Origin of the sequence: Glacieibacterium arshaanense (assembly GCF_004681125.1) — a bacterium.
Taxonomy (GTDB): domain Bacteria; phylum Pseudomonadota; class Alphaproteobacteria; order Sphingomonadales; family Sphingomonadaceae; genus Polymorphobacter_A; species Polymorphobacter_A arshaanense.
This window is the reverse complement of the sequence record NZ_SIHO01000003.1, coordinates 397363-416856: the sequence shown is the minus strand read 5'-3', so window position 1 is coordinate 416856 and position 19494 is coordinate 397363. Positions and strand designations below refer to the sequence as shown.

Annotated in this window: 18 protein-coding genes; 7 read left to right on the top strand and 11 right to left on the bottom strand. The window is 64.6% G+C overall.

Annotated elements, in window-relative coordinates:
• Window positions 1-31 precede the first annotated feature (31 nt).
• Together EUV02_RS13980 and rpmB are read right to left on the bottom strand one after the other, a co-directional pair.
• A complete protein-coding gene (locus tag EUV02_RS13980; protein WP_135246895.1) occupies window positions 32-646 on the bottom strand; it encodes a GNAT family N-acetyltransferase in 615 nt (204 codons plus the stop codon).
• An 88-nt stretch (window positions 647-734) separates the two neighbouring features.
• Entirely contained in the window at window positions 735-1043 is a 309-nt protein-coding gene (rpmB, locus tag EUV02_RS13975; RefSeq protein WP_135246894.1) for a 50S ribosomal protein L28, read from the bottom strand.
• 181 nt (window positions 1044-1224) lie between these two features.
• Between rpmB and EUV02_RS13970 the strand changes: the two genes are divergently transcribed.
• Together EUV02_RS13970 and EUV02_RS13965 are read left to right on the top strand one after the other, a co-directional pair.
• On the top strand, window positions 1225-1509 hold the full coding sequence (locus EUV02_RS13970) for a YciI family protein (RefSeq protein WP_135246893.1): 285 nt from the start codon (window positions 1225-1227) through the stop codon (window positions 1507-1509).
• A gap of 27 nt (window positions 1510-1536) precedes the next feature.
• Window positions 1537-2298: a crotonase/enoyl-CoA hydratase family protein gene (locus tag EUV02_RS13965; protein ID WP_135246892.1), complete on the top strand. Its 762-nt coding sequence runs from the start codon at window positions 1537-1539 to the stop codon at window positions 2296-2298.
• Window positions 2299-2503: 205 nt separating this feature from the next.
• Here EUV02_RS13965 and EUV02_RS13960 read toward each other — a convergent pair whose 3' ends face one another.
• The 4 genes from EUV02_RS13960 to EUV02_RS13945 form a co-directional block, all read right to left on the bottom strand.
• Window positions 2504-5392: a TonB-dependent receptor gene (locus tag EUV02_RS13960; RefSeq protein WP_166430636.1), complete on the bottom strand. Its 2889-nt coding sequence runs from the start codon at window positions 5390-5392 to the stop codon at window positions 2504-2506.
• Window positions 5393-5720: 328 nt separating this feature from the next.
• Window positions 5721-7988, bottom strand: coding sequence for a phosphoenolpyruvate--protein phosphotransferase (gene ptsP, locus EUV02_RS13955; protein ID WP_135246890.1), 2268 nt, complete (start codon window positions 7986-7988; stop codon window positions 5721-5723).
• Between the two features lie 13 nt (window positions 7989-8001).
• On the bottom strand, window positions 8002-8985 hold the full coding sequence (locus EUV02_RS13950; protein ID WP_135247029.1) for an NAD(P)H-dependent flavin oxidoreductase: 984 nt from the start codon (window positions 8983-8985) through the stop codon (window positions 8002-8004).
• Between the two features lie 26 nt (window positions 8986-9011).
• Complete coding sequence (locus tag EUV02_RS13945; RefSeq protein ID WP_135246889.1) at window positions 9012-10235, bottom strand: aspartate kinase; 1224 nt, start codon at window positions 10233-10235, stop codon at window positions 9012-9014.
• Between the two features lie 109 nt (window positions 10236-10344).
• Here EUV02_RS13945 and ubiG point away from each other — a divergent pair, with 109 nt between their 5' ends.
• Entirely contained in the window at window positions 10345-11100 is a 756-nt protein-coding gene (ubiG, locus tag EUV02_RS13940) for a bifunctional 2-polyprenyl-6-hydroxyphenol methylase/3-demethylubiquinol 3-O-methyltransferase UbiG (protein ID WP_135246888.1), read from the top strand.
• Here the strand turns inward: ubiG and EUV02_RS13935 are convergent.
• Entirely contained in the window at window positions 11097-11726 is a 630-nt protein-coding gene (locus EUV02_RS13935; RefSeq protein WP_135246887.1) for an RcnB family protein, read from the bottom strand. The two genes, ubiG and EUV02_RS13935, sit on opposite strands and share 4 nt — an antisense overlap.
• A 94-nt stretch (window positions 11727-11820) precedes the next feature.
• Window positions 11821-13083 carry a chromate transporter gene (locus tag EUV02_RS13930; RefSeq protein WP_135246886.1) on the bottom strand — a complete coding sequence of 421 codons (1263 nt, stop codon included), beginning with the start codon at window positions 13081-13083 and terminating at the stop codon, window positions 11821-11823.
• 97 nt (window positions 13084-13180) lie between these two features.
• On the opposite strand from EUV02_RS13930, the gene EUV02_RS13925 reads away from it, so the two are divergent.
• Window positions 13181-14584, top strand: a complete 1404-nt coding sequence (locus EUV02_RS13925) for an APC family permease (protein ID WP_135246885.1) — start codon at window positions 13181-13183, stop codon at window positions 14582-14584.
• 48 nt (window positions 14585-14632) lie between these two features.
• Here EUV02_RS13925 and EUV02_RS13920 read toward each other — a convergent pair whose 3' ends face one another.
• The 3 genes from EUV02_RS13920 to EUV02_RS13910 are packed head-to-tail and all read right to left on the bottom strand — an operon-like array spanning window position 14633 to window position 16969.
• The gene (locus EUV02_RS13920) at window positions 14633-15433 is read right to left on the bottom strand and encodes a LytR/AlgR family response regulator transcription factor (RefSeq protein ID WP_135246884.1); all 801 of its coding nucleotides are present in this window, start codon (window positions 15431-15433) and stop codon (window positions 14633-14635) included.
• A gap of 21 nt (window positions 15434-15454) precedes the next feature.
• Window positions 15455-16606, bottom strand: a complete 1152-nt coding sequence (locus EUV02_RS13915) for a sensor histidine kinase (protein WP_135246883.1) — start codon at window positions 16604-16606, stop codon at window positions 15455-15457.
• Between the two features lie 45 nt (window positions 16607-16651).
• Window positions 16652-16969 (bottom strand): 2Fe-2S iron-sulfur cluster-binding protein, encoded by a 318-nt coding sequence (locus EUV02_RS13910; RefSeq protein WP_135246882.1) that lies wholly within the window; start codon window positions 16967-16969, stop codon window positions 16652-16654.
• 90 nt (window positions 16970-17059) lie between these two features.
• On the opposite strand from EUV02_RS13910, the gene EUV02_RS13905 reads away from it, so the two are divergent.
• The 3 genes from EUV02_RS13905 to EUV02_RS13895 all read left to right on the top strand — a co-directional run bounded on the left by EUV02_RS13905 (window position 17060) and on the right by EUV02_RS13895 (window position 19474).
• Window positions 17060-17677 carry a DNA-3-methyladenine glycosylase family protein gene (locus EUV02_RS13905; RefSeq protein WP_135246881.1) on the top strand — a complete coding sequence of 206 codons (618 nt, stop codon included), beginning with the start codon at window positions 17060-17062 and terminating at the stop codon, window positions 17675-17677.
• Window positions 17678-17803: 126 nt separating this feature from the next.
• Window positions 17804-18577, top strand: coding sequence for a PEPxxWA-CTERM sorting domain-containing protein (locus EUV02_RS13900; protein ID WP_135246880.1), 774 nt, complete (start codon window positions 17804-17806; stop codon window positions 18575-18577).
• An 84-nt stretch (window positions 18578-18661) separates the two neighbouring features.
• Window positions 18662-19474: a TrmH family RNA methyltransferase gene (locus EUV02_RS13895; protein WP_135246879.1), complete on the top strand. Its 813-nt coding sequence runs from the start codon at window positions 18662-18664 to the stop codon at window positions 19472-19474.
• Window positions 19475-19494: the final 20 nt, after the last annotated feature.

Sequence of the window (19494 nt, the reverse complement as noted above, 5' to 3'; positions counted from 1 at the left end):
CCCTGCCCGCCGGAGGCTCTTGAAGCCTAAATCAGGCCGGATCGCGCCACATGCCCCAGAACTGCGGGCCGTCCGCGAGTTTGAAGGTGTCGGTGATGCGGAAGCCCATCGCGGTATAGATCGCCAGGTTCGATTCGGTCGCGGTTTCGAGCGCGGCGGGCAGGCCTGCTGCATCGCATTGCGCGAGCCGCGCGCGCACCGCCGCCCCGCCATAGCCCTTGCCCTGAAATTGCCGTTCGCAGCCAAGGAACGCCAGATACCAGTGCGGTGTGCGCGGGTGATGCGATTCGAGCAGGCTTTGCAGCCGCAATGCCCGTGACAGCGCGCCACCAAAGGTGGTCAGCATCGGCAGCGCCAGTCGCAGCATCGTCAGTGTTGGCGTTTGCCACTCGCCCGGCCGGCGCCAGATTGCCGCTGCTGCCCCCGTCGCTGTATCAGCATCGCCGGCGATGTTGGTCAGTGCCGGATCATTCTCGGTGCGCTGGATCAGCATGAAGAAGCGTCGCAGGCGTTCGGGACGCGTGCCGGCGTCGGGAAAGATGAAGCTCAGCGCCGGGTCATCGGCAAAGGCGTCGGCCATGATCGCGGCGACGCGGGCGCGGTCGTCGAGACTGGCGGAGCGAATCTGGATCGGCGGGCGCTGCATGGCACCATCCTAGAACGCAATGGCGGGCAAACGCAAAGCCGGCCGGGAATGACCCCGGCCGGCTTGCAGAACAGCGTTTCAGCGCGGCTTAGGCGGCGGTCGCAGCTTCGGCAGCAGCGGCGATCTTCTTCTTGATCTCGCGCTTGAGCTTGACGGCACGGTCGCTGAGCTTTTCAGCCTTGGTCTTGATCAGCCAGTTGTCGAGGCCGCCGACATGTTCGACCGAACGCAGGCCGTTCATCGAGACGCGCAGGCGCACCGAACGACCGAGAACTTCGGACATCAGCGTGACGTTCTGCAAGTTCGGCAGGAAAACCCGCTTGGTCTTGTTGTTGGCGTGGGAAACGTTGTTTCCAACCTGGCGACCCTTGGCGGTCAATTCGCAAACGCGCGACATGATGGAAGTCCTTGAACCTGATGTATCTGCGGAAAGGCGCGCGTATAGGGTAGGTGCGCGTGAAGGTCAACCCGCGACGCGGTGATAGTGCTCGAGCATCTGCCTCTTTCACCCCCGCCGCCAAGTCGCTAGACATGACGCACAAGCGCAGTCGTTGCGCCGGGTTCGTGACGGAGTGCGCATGTCCTATTTCGCCATCCATTGCATCGACAAGCCCGACAGCGCCGATTTGCGCGCTGCGACGCGTCCCGAACATCTGGCTTACATCGGCAAGATCGTCGATTCGGTGCTCGTCGCCGGCCCGTTGCTCGGACTCGACGGTGCGCCGATCGGGTCACTGCTGATCATCGACTTTGCCGATCGCAAGGCTGCGATCCAGTTCGCCGCCGACGACCCTTACGCGCTGGCCGGACTGTTCGCCAGCGTCGCCGTCACCGCGTGGAAGAAGGTCTTTCCGGCGGATTGAGCCGGTCACGGCGGGAGGGCCGAACCGATGAGCATCATCACCTCCACCCACGGCCCGGTGTTCGTCGTGCAGATTGACCGGCCGCAGGCCCGCAACGCCGTCGACCGCGCCACTGCGGCGGCGCTCTCCGATGCCTTCCGCGCCTTCGATGCCGATGATGGCCTGTCGGTCGCGGTGCTGGCGGGCACGCAGGGCAACTTCTGCGCCGGCGCCGACCTAAAGGCCGTCGCCACCGGCGGCGGCAACCGTGCCGCGCCCGATGGTGACGGGCCGATGGGGCCGACGCGGCTCCGGCTGTCGAAGCCGGTCATTGCCGCGGTCGAAGGCCATGCCGTCGCCGGCGGGCTCGAGCTGGCGATCTGGTGCGATTTGCGGGTGGCGGCGCGTTCGGCGGTGTTCGGGGTGTTCTGCCGGCGCTTCGGCGTGCCGCTGATCGACGGCGGCACGGTGCGACTGCCGCGGCTGATCGGCGCGAGCCGCGCGCTCGACATGATCCTGACCGGCCGCGCGGTCGGCGCCGAGGAAGCCTTCGCCATGGGGTTGGCCAATCGCGTCGTTGAAGACGGCACCGCGCTTGACGCGGCCATTGAACTCGCGACGCAGATCGCCGCCTTCCCGCAGACCTGCCTGCGCGGCGACCTTGCCTCGGCGCATGGCCAATGGACGCTTAACGAAGCTGACGCGATTGCCGCCGAGTTCGCGCTTGGCGCTGCGACGTTGGCGAGCGGCGAATCGGTCGCCGGGGCGCAGCGCTTCAGCCGCGGCGAAGGCCGTTCGGGGCGCTTCTAGTCTGTGTTGAATGGCCGCTTGGCGCGCGGCGAAGTTTACAGTCTTGCCCGAAAACTTCGTCGCGGGCCGCAGACCAGTTTCAAATGCGCAACCATCACACAACCTATTTGGCGTGATTTGTCAAAGTCGTGCCCAAGAAAAAGCCGGCCTTGCCCCCATGGGGCAAGGCCGGCCAGATGCAGCGCCGGCAGACCGGCGCGGCGTTTTAGAAGTTGAAGCCGACCGCAGCGCCGTAGCGACGCGGATCAACCGTGAAGATGTTGCTGAACAGCCCCGACGAGGCGTCGGTCACGTAGATACCGGTGATCGCCGAATTGTCGAGGAGGTTCTGGACAAAGCCACGGATGTACCAGCGGTTGTTGGCGCCGTTGATCTGCGCTTGCAGGTTGATCGTGGTGTAAGCCGGCATCTGGTCAGCAAAGCTGTTCTGGATTCGGCCGTAGGCGTTGCCGGTGAAGTTCAAGTCACCGCGCACCCACCCATTCATGTTCGCGCCGATGTCGAAGTTGTACTGCGCACCAACTGCAAACTTGAACTCTGGCGAGTTCTGCAGCTGGTTGCCACTGAGATCGACATCGACACCCGTCGGGACGATGACCGATCCGTCACCCTGGGTGATGTAGTGGAACGGCAGCGGGCCGGTTGGCGCGTTGAACAATGTCCGCAGTGCCGGCGACGGGTTGGCGATGGCGCTGGCGAGCGCCGAACAATAGCTGAACGCGCCCGTGGTCTGCGTGCCGGGAACCGGCGTGGTGCCCTTGAAGCCGCCGGGCAGTGTTGCGTTGACGGTGTTGACCAGCAGGTTGGCACCGGCAGCATTGCCCGAGACTGTCGGCTGGACGATGCAGTTGGCACCGGCACCCGCGAGCGAAGCATCCTTGATGATGACGGTATCGCTGCGGCCGCCGCTCGGATCACGCGAATCGGGGATCGCCAGATCCTTGATCGACGTGTGCAGGTAGCTGAAGTTGGCGTTGAGCTGCAGCGCCGGCGACGGCTGGATGACGAACTCGGCTTCGAGGCCGTAAACCGTCGCATCGGTGTTGTCGTTGAACGACGAACGCGCGATGATGCGGCTGATCTGCATGCCCTGATAGTCATAGTAGAAGCCGGTCAGGTTAGCCTGCAGCGTGCCGTTGAACGCCCGGTTCTTCCAGCCGATTTCAAACGCATTGACGTGCTCTGCACCGAAGTTGACCTTTGCGTCGGTGATGACCGCCGGGTTGAAGCCCGGGTTGATACCGCCCGACTTGTAGCCACGCGAATACGAGGCGTAGACCATCGTCTGGTCGGTCCAGCTGAGCGTCGGCGTCCATTGCAGCAAGATGCGACCGGTGCCCGCCGTCTGGTCGAGGTGCGGCGTGCGATAGGTGATCTTGTTCGAAATGTCCTGCGTGCCGAGCGGCGTGGCGCCAAGGTTGAACAGCGGGTTGGGCTGGGCATCCTCGACATATTTGCTGTCGGAGGTGTAGCGCGCCCCGATGGTCAGCTTGAGGGTTTCGGTTGCCTGCCAATAGCCTTCGCCGAACAGTGCCCAGGCGTTGAGCGTGTAGAGTTGCGTACGGCTATCAAAGTACGGCGCGCCTAGGCCAGCCTTGGCGGCGCCGGTGAACAGCAGCGAGGCATAATCGAGCCCGGTGGCGATGACCGCATAGTCGCCCTTCGATTGGAAGTTCAGATAGTTGCCGCCAATCAGGAAGTTGAACGGACCATCGAGCGTCGAATTGAGGTGGGCTTCACCCGACCACTGGTGGCTGGTACCGCTGGCGACGTCATACTGGTTCTGGCGATCATAGCAGCTGTTGTACTTGCCACCGATATAACCGACCATGGTCTGGTCATATTGCGACAGGCACATCTGGCCCTGATTGTTGAAGATCGCCTGCGACTTGCCGGGGAAGACCGTGTCGAGCCAGAATTTGTTCTTCGCAATCGTCGTCTGGACGTCGTTGACGCTCAGGCTGTAGTCCATCCGCGAATCGAACGAGTTCTGCGAATAGCCGCCGATCAGCGATAGCGTCGCCTTTTCGAAGGCATAGTCGACATTGCCCATCACCGTCAGGCCGTTGCCTTGATAGGTCGGCGTATAGAGCGTGTAGACTTCGCGGTCGCTCGTCGGGACGATGGCGTTGGTCTTGATGTTCGGACCGTAAAGGCTGCCGAGCGCGACAAGCGGGGCCAAGCCGCCGAAGACGCTGGCCAGCGCTTCCTGGCTGGCCAGGATCGAGCCGGCGGTGGCGTTGGCATTAACCGGCTGATAGGCCAGACCGTTCGGCGAGCAGCCGAGCACGCCGGTCGGATCGTTGACGCAAAGCTGCTTCTGCGCACGCGTGCGGCTTGAGTCTTCGGAGCCGTAGCCGACCATTACGTCAACCGTCAGCTTTTCCGTGGGTTCCCAATGCACCGAGCCGCGCAGCGAGTAGTTGTCACGACCGTCGATGTCCTCGTTGTTCCACAGGTTGGTCGTGTAGCCGTCGCGCTTGATGTAGATGCCGGCGGCGCGGATCGCGAGCTTGTCGTTGATCGGGAAGTTGAACATGCCGGTCAGCTTGATGCTGTTGTAATTACCGTATTCGAACTCGCCGAACGCCTGCAGGCCCTTGGTGCTGGCCTTGTTGGTAATGAAGTTGACGACGCCGGCGGTGGCGTTGCGGCCGAACAGCGTGCCTTGCGGGCCACGCAGCACTTCGACGCGCTGCATGTCGAAGATTTCGGTGGTGACCAGGCCGGGTGCAACCAGCGGCATATCGTTGATGTGGATGCCGACGCCGCTATCGCCCGATGTCGATACCGCCGTGGTGCCGACGCCGCGAATGGCGAGGTTCGAGCCACCGAAGTTGGTGGCGGTGAAGGTGGTGTTGGGGATCGACTGGACCAGTCGCTGCGTATCGGTAATCTGCCGTGCCTCGAGCGCCTGGGCATTGAATGCCGTCACCGCGATTGGCACCGATTGCAGGTTCTGAGCGGTACGCGTTGCCGTGACGATGATTTCGGAAATGCCTGTTGTTTCCGTAGCGGCCGCAGCCTTGCCGATGGGTGCATCGGGTGCCGGCGTCTGCGCCAGCGCCGAAGATGCAGCCAGAAGCCCAAACATCGAAGCACTCGCGATCAGCGCGAGCCGCATGGAAGATGCCGACGGTGATGTAATGCCAGATTGGCGCAGTGTCATAGAGTGTCTCCCCCAGGATGAACCTGTTTGGGGACAGTGCTCCAATTTCTACGCCGCGTTTTTGGCGCGCCGTGACGGAGCTTTAAGTCCCCGTGTCATCCAGACCGAAGTGGCCTGAACTGGAGAGAGTGTAGAGGATAATTCGCAGACGACAATACGGATTGAACATTTATTGTAACATGCCGGTTGTATATGGTTTTGCTCATCGCGCGCCGAAATATTTCATTGTAAAACAACGACTTGTTTTTTTCAGCTAGCCGCAGATGATGCCCTGAGCGTGCACCGCGCCACCCAGCCTCTCACGCACGTCGACGCCGGGAGCATCGAGCCACTCGGTCATCGCCGCACGCAGCGGCGCCAGTTTGGCCGAGCGGAACATGGCTTTGAGCGGGCCGATGGCGGCGGGTGTCACCGACAGCCGTTCGACGCCGATGGCGGCCAGCGCCAGCGCCTCCAACGGCCGCCCGCCCATCTCGCCGCAGACGGTGATCGGAATTCCTGCTGCATCACCGGCACGCACGACGCGACGCAGGAAGCGCAGGATGGCAGGCGACAACCAGTCGTAGCGGTCGGCGAGCATCGGGTTGGCGCGGTCGGCGGCGAACAGGAACTGCGTCAGGTCGTTGGTGCCTATCGACAGAAAATCGATCTTCGGGAACAGCACGTCGAGGCATTCGGCGAGCGCCGGCACTTCGAGCATCGCACCGTAGCGGATTTTCGCCGGCTGCGGCCGCCCCGAACGCTCTAGCCATTTGCGCTGTTCCTCGACCAGCGCCTTGGCCGCATCGAACTCCCACGGCTCGCTGATCATCGGGAACATGATGTTGAGCGTGCGGCCGGCGGCGGCATCGAGCAGCGCGCGCGCCTGCACCTTCATCAGCCCGTCGCGGCCGAGCGCCAACCGGATGGCGCGCCAGCCCATCGCCGGGTTTTCCTCGGCCTCGGTCTCCTCGCGCATGTAGGGCACCGATTTGTCGCCGCCGATATCGACGGTGCGGAACGTCACCGGGCGGTCGCCTGCCGTCTCCAGAATGGAACGATACAGCGCGGTCTGGCGCTCACGGCGCGGCAATGTCGCGGCGACCAGGAACTGGAACTCGGTGCGGAACAGCCCGATACCGTCGGCGTTGGTCTGTTCGAGCGCCGCGGCGTCATCGCGCAGCCCGGCGTTCATCAGCAGCGTCATGCGCGTGCCGTCGAGCGTTTCCGCCGGCAGCTCGCGCAGCGCCGCATACTCGGCCTGGCGCTTGGCCTTGAGCGCGCTCGTCGCTTCGAACGAGCGCAGCATCTGCGCGCTCGGCCGTACAAACAGCGCACCGGCGCCGCCGTCGAGCAGCAGCTCGTCGCCGTCGGCGATGGTGGTGCGCAGGTCGCGGACGCGGCCGAGCACCGGGATGCCCATGGCGCGCGCGACGATGGTGACGTGCGCGGTCAGCGAGCCTTCCTCGAGCACGACGCCCTTCAGGTAGCGCTTGTCATATTCGAGTAGTTCGGCGGGGCCGAGGTTGCGCGCCAACAGGATGGTTTCGGTGCGCAGGCCGAGCTGCGCAGCCGTGCCCAGCTGCCCCGAAACAATGCGCAGCAGCCGGTTCGACAGATCGTCGAGGTCGGTCAGCCGCTCGCGCAGATAGGGATCGTCGATCGAGCGCATGCGCGCGCTGGTGCGCTGCTGGACGCGCTGGATCGCGGCTTCGGCGGTCAGGCCGGAATCGATCGCCTCGTTGATGCGCCGCGACCAGCCTTCGTCATAGGCGAACATCTTGTAGGTTTCGAGGATCTCGTCGTGATCGCCCGCCGCGCTGAATTCGGCCTGGCCCATCATCTTGTCGATCTGCTCGCGCATCCGGATGAAGGCATTGTAGACGCGCGCGCGCTCGACTTCGACGTCTTCGGCGACCGTATGCTCGACCACGACACGCGGCTGGTGCAGCACCGCGACGCCGCGCGCCAGCCCGTCGACCAGCTTGAGTCCGCCAAGCCGCACCGAGCCGGTCGCCTGTGCGCGGGCGCGCGCCACCTGCGCGTCATCGACGAGCCCGGCACCGGCGATGAGTTCGGACAGCACCATCGCGACGGTCTGCAGTGCCTCGATTTCGACATCGTCATAGTCGCGCGGCTCGCGGTGTTGGACGCACAGCACGCCGACCGAGGCTTCGCGCCGGACAATGGGCACGCCGGCAAAGCTGTGGAAAATATCTTCGCCGGTTTCGGGGCGATAGGCGAAGTCGGGATGCTCGCGCGCCTCCGCCAGATTAAGCGGCTCGCGGCTCGCGGCAATGGTACCGACAAGGCCCTGCCCGAGCGCCAGCTTGGTAACATGCACGGCATCCTGCGCCAGCCCCTTGGTGGCGTAGAGCTCAAGCACGCCGTCGCGCAGCAGATAGATCGACGCAACTTCGGACGTCAGCTGTTCAGCGACGACGGCAACGACCTGGTTGAGCTTGGCCTGCGCCCCGGCCTTCGAGGCCATGACATCATGCAGCCGCCGCAGAATCTCGCGCGCGCCGCTTGCAGCGATCATGACGTGGCACCGTTCATGCGGCGCGCCTTGCCAGCGCCGCTTCGGCGTCGGTGACCAGCTCTGCGATGACATCGGCGACGGGGACTTCGGCGGTGACCATGCCGACCGACTGGCCCGCCATCAGCGAGCCGCCTTCGACATCACCGTCGATGACCGCGCGGCGCAGGGCGCCCGCCCAATAGTGCTCGATTTCAAGCTGGCCGGCGGCCAGATCCATTTCGCCCGCGTCGATGCGCGCGGCGACGTCGCGCTGCTTTTCGGTGAAGGCTTCGGTGCCGGCGTTTTTCAATGCGCGCACCGGAATGACGGGCAATCGCGGGTCGAGCTGCACCGATGCCACGGCTTCGCGCGCCGAAGCACGGATGAAGGCCTTTTTGAACGCCGGATGCGCGATGCTTTCGCTGCACGCGGCAAAGCGCGTCCCCAATTGCACGCCGCTCGCGCCCATTTCGAGATAGGCCGCAATAGCATTGCCGCGGCCGATGCCGCCCGCGACGAACACCGGCACATCGGTGATGACCGGCAGGATTTCCTGCGCCAGCACCGAGGTGCTGACCGGGCCGATATGGCCGCCGGCTTCGGAACCTTCGATGACCAGTGCATCAGCGCCGGTGCGCACCAGCTTCTTCGCCAGCGCGGCAGTCGGCGCAAAGCACATCAGCTTGGCACCAGAGGCTTTGATCGCCTCCATTGCAGGTGCCGACGGCAGGCCGCCCGCCAGCACGATGTGGCTGACCTTGTGCGCTGCGCAGACGCCGATCAGCTCGATCAGCTGCGGATGCATGGTGATCAAATTGACCCCGAACGGCTTGGTGGTCAGCGCCTTGGTCGCCGCAATCTCCTTGTCGAGCAGCTCGACCGGCATCGCGCCGCAGGCGATGACACCGAAGCCGCCCGCGTTCGAGATCGCGCTTACCAGATGCCGCTCGCTGACCCAGCTCATCGCGCCCGCCATTATCGCATAGCGGCTGCCGAGGAACGCGGTGCCGCGCGCCATCAACGCATCGAGGTGCGGGGTCGGGTTCAAGCTGCCGCGTCCAGACCGTAGGCGGTGTGCAGCACGCGCACCGCGAGTTCGGTATATTCCTCGGCGATCAGCACGCTGACCTTGATTTCGGACGTGGTGATCGCCTGGATGTTGATGCCGCGATCGGCGAGCGCCTTGAACATGGTGACGGCGACTCCGGCATGGCTTTTCATGCCGACGCCGACGACCGAAATCTTCGCCACCGCATCGTCCGACAGCACCTCGGCATAGCCGATTTCGGGCTTGATTGCCGCGAGCACATCGAGTGAGCGCACCAGTTCGGTGCGCGGCACGGTGAAAGTCACGTCGGTGGTCTTCGACGCGTGCGCGATATTCTGCACGATCATGTCGACGTTGATGCTGGCGTCCGCCAGCGGGCCGAAAATCGCCGCGACGGCACCGGGCTTGTCGGGCACGCCGACGACGGTGACCTTAGCTTCGTTGCGGTTGTAGGCGACGCCCGCGATCAGTTCCTGTTCCACGATTTCATCCTCATCTACGACCATGGTACCGGGTGCGTCCGAGAAACTCGACAGCACCTGGACGCGAACCTTTTCCTTCATCGCGAGCTCGACCGAGCGCGTCTGCAATACCTTGGCACCGACGCTGGCGAGTTCGAGCATTTCCTCATAGGTGATGCGGTCGAGCTTGCGGGCGCGCGGCACGATGCGTGGGTCGGTCGTGTAGACGCCGTCGACATCGGTGTAGATGTCGCAGCGGTCGGCCTTCAATGCCGCCGCCAATGCCACTGCCGAGGTATCCGAGCCGCCACGCCCGAGCGTGGTGATCCGGTTGTCCGCCGTCAGCCCCTGGAACCCCGGCACAACCGCGACTTCACCGCCGGCCATCGCCTTGAGCACGGCCGTCGTATCAATATCCTGGATGCGCGCCGAGCTGTGCGCGTCCGAGGTCGAAATCGGCAGCTGCCAGCCAAGCCATGACCGCGCCTTCAATCCCGCCGACTGCAGCGCAATCGCCAGCAACCCCGACGTCACCTGCTCGCCACTGGCGACGACGACGTCATACTCGCGCGGGTCGGCGAGCGCCGAAGCCTCGCGGCAGAACCCCACCAGCCGGTCGGTTTCACCCGCCATCGCCGAGACAATGACAGCGACTTCGTTGCCGGCTTCGACTTCGCGTTTGACGCGCGCCGCCACGCCGCGGATTCGTTCGATCCCGGCCATCGACGTGCCGCCAAATTTCATCACGATACGCGCCATGGTGGTCTGTCGATTCCTCTGCGGCGATTGGGGTGCTTGAACAGTTGCGGCTCCTGATAGAAAGATGGCCGCAACATGGCAAGCAACGCCCGAAGGCAGGAACACCCCAATGCAGTCGAATTCATCTGCTGACGGCGCCACCAGCATCGACCCTGCCGAAGCCGCGTTCTTCGGCAAGCTCGCCGATGACTGGTGGAATCCCGCGGGCAGTTCGGCAATGCTGCACCGCGTCAATCCGCTGCGGCTGGGCTACATCCGTGACGCGGCGTGCCGTCAGTTCGGGCGCAGCACGCGCGACCGCACGCCGCTGGCCGGCCTGCTCGCGCTCGACATCGGCTGCGGCGCCGGACTGGTCACCGAGCCGCTGGCGCGTATGGGCGCGACCGTCGCCGGCATCGATGCTGCACCCGAAAACATCGCCGTGGCGCGCAGCCATGCAGCGGCGATGCAGCTCGCCGTCGACTACCGCGCCACCTCGGTCGAGGCTCTCGCGGGCACCGGCGCGCAGTTCGACCTGATCACCTGCCTCGAAGTCATCGAGCATGTTGATGACCGCGCTGCGTTCTTTGCGGCGATTGCGACGCTGCTTGCACCCGGCGGGTTGCTGGTATTTTCGACGCCCAACCGCACGCCGCTGTCGCACGCGACTCTGATCGTCGGTGCGGAATGGTTGCTGCGCAGCATTCCGCGCGGCGCCCATGACTGGCAAAAGTTCATGACGCCCGACGAGGTGACCGATGCGCTGGCCGAAGCCGGGCTGTCGGTCACCGACGTGCAGGGCATGACATGGCGGCCGGGGACGGGTTTCGTCCTCGGCCGCGAGGTATCGGTCGACTATTTCGGAACGGCGGTGCGCTCCGCCTAGTAGAACAGCCCGCGCACGCTACTGGCGATGACGCCGTTGGCAGTAGTAACGAGCAACGCATCATTACCGACGCGAATCCAGCGCGTGCCGGTCCACGCCGGGCTCAGGCGATACTGGGTCGGATTGGCGATCCAGTAGCGCGATGAGTCGCGGTAGGCGCGCGGCAGATAGACGCCTGAAACCCAGACGCGCTCGGTATAACCGAACGGCTTCGAATAGCCGCCGACCTGGTAGCGGTTACCGTCATAGCGCCAGTCGCGCTGCTTGTTGTCGTTGCTGTAGCCATAGACGCGCTGGTCGTTGCGGCCCTGATTGTAGTTGCCGTCATTATAGTTGCGGTCGTCATTGTTGCGGTCGCGCTGCGCCTGATATTGCGCGCGGCGCTCGCTATCGGCTTGCGCGTCGCGCTGGGCATCACGCTGCGGGTCGCGCTGCGCGTCACGCTGGGCATCGCGCTGCGGATCGCGCTGGGCGTCACGCTGCTGGTCACGCTGCTGGTCGCGCTGGTCGTTCTGACGCGGATCGACCTGCTGGATGCCGTTAGGACCGACCTGATAGGTGATCTGCGCGAGCACCGGGCTGGCCATCGTCGTCAGCAGCAGCGCCGAAATGAAAATCTTACGCATGGGATACTCCGAAGCTGCCGGCCAGTTGCGTGCCATGGCGACACGCCTGTGCCAGCCGGCTCGCGCTCAACGCACCATGCCGGATTCGGTTCCGTCAGCCAGCGTAGTTGATCAGCACCCCCGCCAATGCGCCCAAGCCGAGCACCGCGCCCATGCCGAGCCGGGTGCGTGTCAACAGCAGCAACGCCGCCAACGCCAGAGCACCGGCAACCCAGTCGAACCCACCCGACGGCACCCACAGCCGCAACGGCCCGACCCGCAGCGCATCGACCTCGGCAAACAGCACATGCAGCGCGAACCATACCGCCAGATTGGCCATGACGCCGACCACCGCCGCGGTAATCGCTGCCAACGCCGCCGCCAACGCCGGTCGCGCGGTCAGCCGGTCGAGGTGCGGCGCCAGCGTGAAAATCCACAGGAACGACGGCGCGAACGTCACCCACAACACCATGCCCATGCCGAGCCATAGCCCGCCTGCGATACCGAACCCCGCGCCGGCAATGCCGCCGACAAACTGGAACACCAGCACCAGCGGCCCTGGCGTGGTTTCAGCAAGGCCGAGGCCATCGAGCATCTGTGCCGGCGTCAGCCAGCCTTGCCCTTCCACAGCATGCTGCGCGACATAGCTCAGTGCCGCATAGGCGCCGCCGAACGTCACCGCTGCCATTCGCGCGAAGAAGCTGCCGATCTGAGTCAGCGGATGCGCCGGCCCGAACACCAGCGCCGACATCAAAATCGGCGCCGCCCATACCGCGCCCCAGCCGAGCGCCGTGGCGAGCGACGCACGCCACGACGCCGGCGGCAGCGGCGTCGGATCATGCAGATTGCCACGGCCGCGCCAGCCGCCGATCAGTGCCGCGGCGAGCACCACCAGCGGAAATGGCGCATCGAAGAAGAACAGCGCAACAAACGCCGTGACCGCGAGCGCCCAGCCCTGCACACCGTGCAGCGCGCGCTGCGCAATCCGCAGCAGCGCCTGCGCCACCACCGCAAGCACCACCGCCTGCACGCCGTAGAAAAGCGCTGCTACCCACGGCAGCGTGCCGAAACTGAGATAGGCCCAGGTCAGCAGCGCCATCACCGCTGCACCGGGCAGCACGAACAGCCCGCCGGCAATCAACCCGCCACGCACCCCGTGCAGACGCCAGCCGCACCATGTCGCGAGTTGCTGCGCTTCGGGGCCGGGCAGCAGCATGCAGAAATTGAGCGCACGCAGGAACGCCGCCTGTTCAATCCAGCCGCGGCCATCGACCAGCTCGCGCTGCATCTGCGCGATCTGCCCCGCCGGCCCGCCGAAGCTCAGCCAGCCGATGCGCCAGAAGCTGCGCGTCAGCGCCGAAAGTGACGGTCGGGTCATGCACCTGACATGGCACAGCAATGATGACAGAGCCATGATGGCGATTTGACTTCGGTCGCGCCGGCAGTCAGTCTCGCGTCAGCAGCGGGGGCTCCACATGACAAACAAGACTGCGGCACAGCCGGCCGAACTCGAACGCGTTTTCGGCGCAGGGGCGCTGACGTTGATCGGCATCGGCTCGGTCATCGGCGCCGGCATCTTCGTTATCACCGGGCAGGCCGCCGCCGCGCATGCCGGCCCGGCGATCATGGTCAGCTTCATCATCGCCGGGCTGGTCTGCGTGTTCAGCGCCCTGTGCTACGCCGAAATGACGGCGATGGTGCCGACCGCGGGCTCGGCCTATGCCTTCACCAAGGAGGCCTTTGGCCGGGCCACCGGCTGGTTCATCGGCTGGGCACTGGTGGCGGAATATCTGTTTGCCGGCTGCGCGATCGCCATCGGCTGGTCGGCATACATGCAGGGCGTCATCGGCGATTTCGGCATCCATCTGCCCGCCGCCTGGGCGAGTTCGCCGCTGACGATGGAGGGCCAGTCGCTGCGCCTGACCGGCGCCATCGTCAACCTGCCAGCGGTGCTGATCATCCTTGCGGTGACGCTGTCGCATCTGGCGGGGACGCGCGAGTCGGGGAAGCTCAACGTCATCATGGTGTGGATCAAGCTGTCGGCGGTGCTGCTGTTTATCGGCTTCGGGCTGGCGCATGCCGATCCTCACAACTGGGTGCCGTTCGTGCCGTCGCTCGAAACGCACCCCGACGGCAGCACCGCGTATGGGCTAAGCGGCGTGTTTGCCGCCGCCGGTATCGTGTTCTTCGCCTATCTCGGTTTTGATGCACTGGGCACGGCCGCGCAGGAAACACGCAACCCGCAACGTGACCTGCCGATCGCGATTCTGGCGACGCTCGGCATTTCGACCTTGCTCTATATCGGGGTTTCCGCCGCAATGACCGGGCTAGCCGATTTCCGCACATTGGGCACCGACGCGCCGATTACCACCGCGATTGCCGCCGCCGGACCGTCGCTCGCCTGGCTCAAGACCTATGTCGGCGTCGCGGTGACGATCGGGCTGTGGGCGGGCTTGTGGGCGGTGGTCTTCGCGCTTTCACGGCTGCTGATGTACTTTGCCAACGACGGCCTGCTGCCGGCGCGCATCGGCGCCATCGATCCGGTGCGCAAAGTCCCGCGCGCCAGCCTGTGGTTGACCGCCGTGCTGGCGATGATTGTCGCGGGCACCTTGCCGATCAGCCTGCTCGGCGAGCTGATTTCAACCGGCACACTGATGGCGTTCGCCACCGTCTGCGCCGCGGTGCTGTGGCTGCGCCGCACCCAGCCCGATCGGCCAAGGCCGTTCCGCGTGCCGCTGGTCGGTCTCGTCGTGCCGCTCGGCATCGCCGCGTGCCTGTTCCTGCTCGCCAGCATGGGCGGCTATGCGGTCGCGCGCATCCTCGGCTGGCAGGTCATCGGGCTGGGCGTGCTACTGCTGTCAGCCCGCGCAAGGCGCTAAACTATCGGGTGCAGGGGCAAGCCCCTGCCCGCCGGAAGCCCTTAAACCTTACAGGAAGCGCGCCACGACGTCGCGGTAGCTGCGGCTAACCTTGACCTGCGTGCCCGACCCCAGCACCAGAAAGCATTCGCCATTGGTGTGCGGCTTGACCGATTTGACGTTGTCGAGGTTGACGATTGTCGAGCGGTGGATGCGCTGGAATTTGCGCGGGTCGAGGCGCTTGTCGAGGTCCTTCATCGTTTCGCGCAGGATCAGCGTCTGGTCGGCGGTGTAAATGCACATATAGTCGCCCGCCGCATCGATGCGTTCGATGTCGGCGACTTCGACGCGGAAGATCTGGCCGCGGTCCTTGATGTTGATGACCTTTTCGAAGCGGCTCGATGCCGGTTCGTCGGCGGCGGCGGCCATGTCTTCGGGCAGCGCTTCGGGAGCGACGGCTTCGAGGATTTCCTTGAGCCGGCCGCTTTCCTCGCAGCTGCGCTTTTCGGTCAGGCGCTGGCGGACGCGCTCGATGGTCGCGGCGAGCCGGTCTTCGTCGACGGGCTTCATCAGATAGTCGACGGCATGGGCTTCGAATGCCTTGAGCGCGTGCTCGCCGTAGGCGGTCACGAAAACGAAAAGCGGCGGCTCGATGTCGGCGAGGCCGCTGACCACCGAAAAGCCGTCGAAGCCCGGCATCTGGATGTCGAGAAACACCAGATCGGGCTTCAACGTGCGGATGGCGCGGATCGCTTCACGGCCATTGGCGCAGCGTTCGACGATTTCGATGTCTTCAAATGCGCCGAGGCGCAGTTCGAGCCCTTGAATGGCCAGTCGCTCGTCATCGACGAGGATCGTCCGGATTGGCATGATTGACGTCCTTGGGTGCAGTTACTCGGGTTTGCCCCCCGGGGTCGTTGCAGCGGCCACACTAGCCGAATTCGGCCGCGTGTCCAAGATTTGGTACGGAATATCGACGAGCACGATCAGACCGTGCGGCACATTCTCCGCAATTTCAAAGCGTTGGTCGCTGCCGTAGGCTTGCTGCAAACGGTCGCGAATGTTGGCGAGGCCAACACCAGTCCCTGAAGTGGTGGCGGGAAGCTCGTCCTGCAAGGGCGCTTCGCCCAGGCCCGGGCCGGTGTCGGTGACAGTGACGATCAGCCGTTCGCCCATAACGCGGGCATCGATATGGATCTCGGCGCCCTCCTCCATCGGCGTCACCGCATATTTGATGGCGTTCTCGACGATCGGCTGGAGCAGCAGCGACGGGATGCGGCCTTCCAAGGCTTCGGGGGTGACATCGAAGCGCGTGCGCAGCCGATCTTCGAAGCGCGTGCGCTCGATTTCGAGGTAGAGTTTGAGCGCCTCGATCTCCTGCGCCACCGTCGCCAGCCCCTCGCGTTCGCCGACGAGGCTGTAGCGCAGGAACGAGCTCAGCCGCGACAGCATGGCATTGGCGCGCGCCGTATCCTTGAGCAGCACCAGCGTCGAGATCGAATTGAGCGTGTTGAACAGGAAATGCGGGTTGAGCTGGTAGCGCAACATTTCGAGCTGCGCCGAGTTGGCCTGCGCCGCGACCTTGAGCATGCGCTCGGACTGCGCCGACAGTAGCAGGTAATAGTTGATGCCGTAATAGAGCCCGGTCCAGGCGCCGAGCACCGAGAAGTCGAGCAGGATGGCGCCGAGAAACTCGATGCCCTGCGGTCGCCAGCCGGGCTCATAGAAGGTCGCGTGCGCCCAGACCTCGATCACCGAGAACAGCGCCGAGGCGCCACCTAGAATCAGCAGCGACAGCGTCCACACATAGACCGGCTTCATGCGGATGATGCGGCGATAGGCGGCCGCCATCAACAGCGTCAGCGAAAACCCCGTCGCGGTCACGATGATCGTCGGCAGGATGAAAGTAAGCCCCATGCGGTTGGCGAGCCCGCCCAGCGCGCGCAACAGTAGATACGCCGACCATCCGCCGCCCTGGAGGATCCAGAACGCACGGTTCTTGTCGGCGAAAAAGCCCTGGTTGCGAAGCTGTTCGAGCGCCATCCGGCAATGCTAGCAGCTAAACGCCCGAAATGCCCAATCCCGGACTTAGTCTTCGGGGGCGATGGTGACCTTCAGGCCGTCGAGCGCCGGCGTGAAGTTGATCTGGCACGACAGCCGCGACGTCGCGGTGCGGTGGTCGGAGCTGCCGAGCAACTCGTCTTCGTCAGGGCTCGGCTTGCCGACGCGTTCCGACCACGCCGGGTCGACCACGACATGGCAGGTGGCGCAACTGCAGCAGCCACCGCACAGCGCCAGCAATTCGTCAAAGCCGGCGTCGCGGATGATCTCCATCACCGACAGGCCCGGCTGCGCGGCGACTTCGGTGGCGGCGCCGCCCCGGTTGACGACGGTGATCTTGGTCATGCTCGGTGTCCTGTCGACTGCAAGTTGCGCATTGCCTATTAACGCGCGGGGCGGCTTGTTCAAGTCGCCAAGTCAAACGAGGGCTGACCGATGGGACTGACTGCTGCGCAATTGCGCGCCGGACTCGATGCTGTTGCGGCAGACGATTCGCGAATCGCCGCCGCCATCGCCCGCGTCGGCTACCCCGAAGAACGTATCCGCGGCCGTGGCATGGTGACGCTGCTGCGCACGATTGTCGGCCAGCAAGTGTCGTTCAAGGCCGCCGACAGCATCTGGGCGAAATGCGCCGGCATCGTCGGCGACGTCGAGGATCCGACCGCTTGGCTGGCGCGCAGCGACGAGGAATTGCGCGCCGGCGGGCTGTCGCGGCAGAAAATCGGCTATATGCAGAGCCTCGCGCACGCCACCGCCAGTGGCGCACTCGACTTTGATGCACTGCCCGCCGATGACGAGGCTGCCATCGCGCAACTCGTTGAAGTTAAAGGCATCGGACGCTGGTCGGCGGAGATCTATCTGTTGTTTTCCGAAGGCCGCACCGACATCTGGCCGGCGGGCGATCTGGCGGTGCAGATCGAGACCGGCCGTATCCTCGGACTCGATGCGAAACCGTCGGAAAAGTTAACGCGCACGCTGGCCGAAAGCTGGGCCCCCCACCGCGGATCGGTCGCGGTGTTTATGTGGCATCACTACAAGACCGCGGTAATATGAACGACATTTTGCGGCTGTAGACTCTTTGCCACAGGTCGCCGTAAAATCATATTAACGATAACATGCATTTACACGGTGGATTGATCATGCCACCGTAAAAGCGCTCGAATCACGGAGGGGTTATTTGTGCGTAAACGTATTTTGATCGCATCGGCGTTGGCTTCGTCAACGGTCGCATACACGCCGGCAACCGCCACGGTTGCGACGATTGCCATCTACAATCAGGTCGTCACCGGCTCGACGATGCGCTGGGTGCGCGCGCCCAGCGGTGTTGGCGGACAGCTGTACACTATCTCCTCATCGGGCAGCACGACACCGGGTGCCGCGTCGGTGGATTTCAGCTTCCTCAAGCCGGTGCTCGCAGCACTGGGCCCGGTTGCCTCCAAGCTGACCTTGACCGCAACGTCGTCGGTCGCCGCGACGCCGGTGGCGTCGTTCCTCGCGCAGACGCCGGTGAACGGCAGCTTTGCCTTCACCTATGCCGGCGCAGCGCCGCTGACCGTGGGCTTTACGACGTATAACACCGGCGCCAACCTGCTCAGCGGAACGTTCACCAACGCCACCATCGTCGGCGGCACCGGCGGCACTTCGGGCAGCTTCTCGGCGTCGACCGGCGCCGGCAGCATCATCGCGCTGGCGTCTGATTTCCTCGATTTCAGCGGCGCGACCAACTTCGATTTCTCGATCGGCTTCAACGCGATGACCAGCCCGTTCGGCGTGACGAATGCTCAGAAGGCACTCAATAGCTTCCGCGGCGCCACCGGCGGCTCGTTCGGCAGCGATTCGGCAACGGTCACCGCGACCATCCCCGAACCCGCCAGCTGGGCGCTGATGGTGACCGGCTTCGGCGGCCTTGGTGTCGCGTTGCGCCGTCGCCGCAAGCAGGTCGTTACCGCCTGATTTTCGCGGGCTGACAGCTTCTGTCCTATCCATGCGGCGTGACCGGTCTGGTCACGCCGCAGTTTTATGTGCAGGACAGCAGCCATGATCGACCGCATCGCCAGCCATTCGAACGCTACCATCAAGCGTATCCGCGCCTTGCGCGACAAAAAGTTCCGCCGCCTCGAGGGCCGCTTCCTTGCCGAAGGGCTGCGCATCCTGACCGAAGCGCTCGAAGCCGGCGTCGTCCCCGAAATCCTGGTGTTTGCCGAGGGCGCACACGGCCACCCGCTGGTCGAGGCGCTGATCGGCGCCGTCGAAGCCTCAGGCGGGCAGGTCATCGAAACCAGCCGCGACATCCTCCACAAGATTACCGAGAAGGACAATCCGCAGGCGGTCGTCGGCGTCTATCGCCAGAACCCGACGCTGCTGGCCTCGGTCGACCGCAACAGCGCGTCGATCTGGGTGGTCTGCGAATCGCTCAAGGACCCCGGCAACCTCGGCACCATCCTTCGCACCTGCGATGCGGTCGGCGCCGGCGGCGTCATCCTGCTCGATGCATCGTGCGATCCGTTCAGCGTCGAATCGGTGCGCGCTTCGATGGGCGCATTGTTCACGCAGACGATCGTGCAGAGCGACGGGCCAGGATTTTTCCGCTGGCTGCGCCAAGGCCCCGGCATGCTCGTCGGTGCCTCGCTAAACTCCGACACCGACTATCAGGCGGTGACGTACACCGCGCCGACCTTTGTATTCATGGGCAACGAGCAGTCGGGGCTGCCGCCCGAATATGAGGAAGCCTGCGACGCGCTGGTCAAGCTGCCGATGCGCGGCAAGGCCGATTCGCTCAATGTCGCGGTGGCGACCGCGGTGCTGCTCTACGAAGTGCTCAACCAGCAGCGCCGCGGAACCGTGGCGTAGTTGCAGCGTTGAACGGGTCA

What these genes read in the sequence shown, in the direction of transcription:
- EUV02_RS13980 (WP_135246895.1), bottom strand. Translation starts at nt 646, where the DNA reads ATGCAGCGCCCGCCGATCCAGATTCGCTCCGCCAGTCTCGACGACCGC.
- rpmB (WP_135246894.1), bottom strand. Translation starts at nt 1,043, where the DNA reads ATGTCGCGCGTTTGCGAATTGACCGCCAAGGGTCGCCAGGTTGGAAAC.
- EUV02_RS13970 (WP_135246893.1), top strand. Translation starts at nt 1,225, where the DNA reads ATGTCCTATTTCGCCATCCATTGCATCGACAAGCCCGACAGCGCCGAT.
- EUV02_RS13965 (WP_135246892.1), top strand. Translation starts at nt 1,537, where the DNA reads ATGAGCATCATCACCTCCACCCACGGCCCGGTGTTCGTCGTGCAGATT.
- EUV02_RS13960 (WP_166430636.1), bottom strand. Translation starts at nt 5,392, where the DNA reads ATGTTTGGGCTTCTGGCTGCATCTTCGGCGCTGGCGCAGACGCCGGCA.
- ptsP (WP_135246890.1), bottom strand. Translation starts at nt 7,988, where the DNA reads ATGATCGCTGCAAGCGGCGCGCGCGAGATTCTGCGGCGGCTGCATGAT.
- EUV02_RS13950 (WP_135247029.1), bottom strand. Translation starts at nt 8,985, where the DNA reads ATGGCGCGCGGCACCGCGTTCCTCGGCAGCCGCTATGCGATAATGGCG.
- EUV02_RS13945 (WP_135246889.1), bottom strand. Translation starts at nt 10,235, where the DNA reads ATGGCGCGTATCGTGATGAAATTTGGCGGCACGTCGATGGCCGGGATC.
- ubiG (WP_135246888.1), top strand. Translation starts at nt 10,345, where the DNA reads ATGCAGTCGAATTCATCTGCTGACGGCGCCACCAGCATCGACCCTGCC.
- EUV02_RS13935 (WP_135246887.1), bottom strand. Translation starts at nt 11,726, where the DNA reads ATGCGTAAGATTTTCATTTCGGCGCTGCTGCTGACGACGATGGCCAGC.
- EUV02_RS13930 (WP_135246886.1), bottom strand. Translation starts at nt 13,083, where the DNA reads ATGACCCGACCGTCACTTTCGGCGCTGACGCGCAGCTTCTGGCGCATC.
- EUV02_RS13925 (WP_135246885.1), top strand. Translation starts at nt 13,181, where the DNA reads ATGACAAACAAGACTGCGGCACAGCCGGCCGAACTCGAACGCGTTTTC.
- EUV02_RS13920 (WP_135246884.1), bottom strand. Translation starts at nt 15,433, where the DNA reads ATGCCAATCCGGACGATCCTCGTCGATGACGAGCGACTGGCCATTCAA.
- EUV02_RS13915 (WP_135246883.1), bottom strand. Translation starts at nt 16,606, where the DNA reads ATGGCGCTCGAACAGCTTCGCAACCAGGGCTTTTTCGCCGACAAGAAC.
- EUV02_RS13910 (WP_135246882.1), bottom strand. Translation starts at nt 16,969, where the DNA reads ATGACCAAGATCACCGTCGTCAACCGGGGCGGCGCCGCCACCGAAGTC.
- EUV02_RS13905 (WP_135246881.1), top strand. Translation starts at nt 17,060, where the DNA reads ATGGGACTGACTGCTGCGCAATTGCGCGCCGGACTCGATGCTGTTGCG.
- EUV02_RS13895 (WP_135246879.1), top strand. Translation starts at nt 18,662, where the DNA reads ATGATCGACCGCATCGCCAGCCATTCGAACGCTACCATCAAGCGTATC.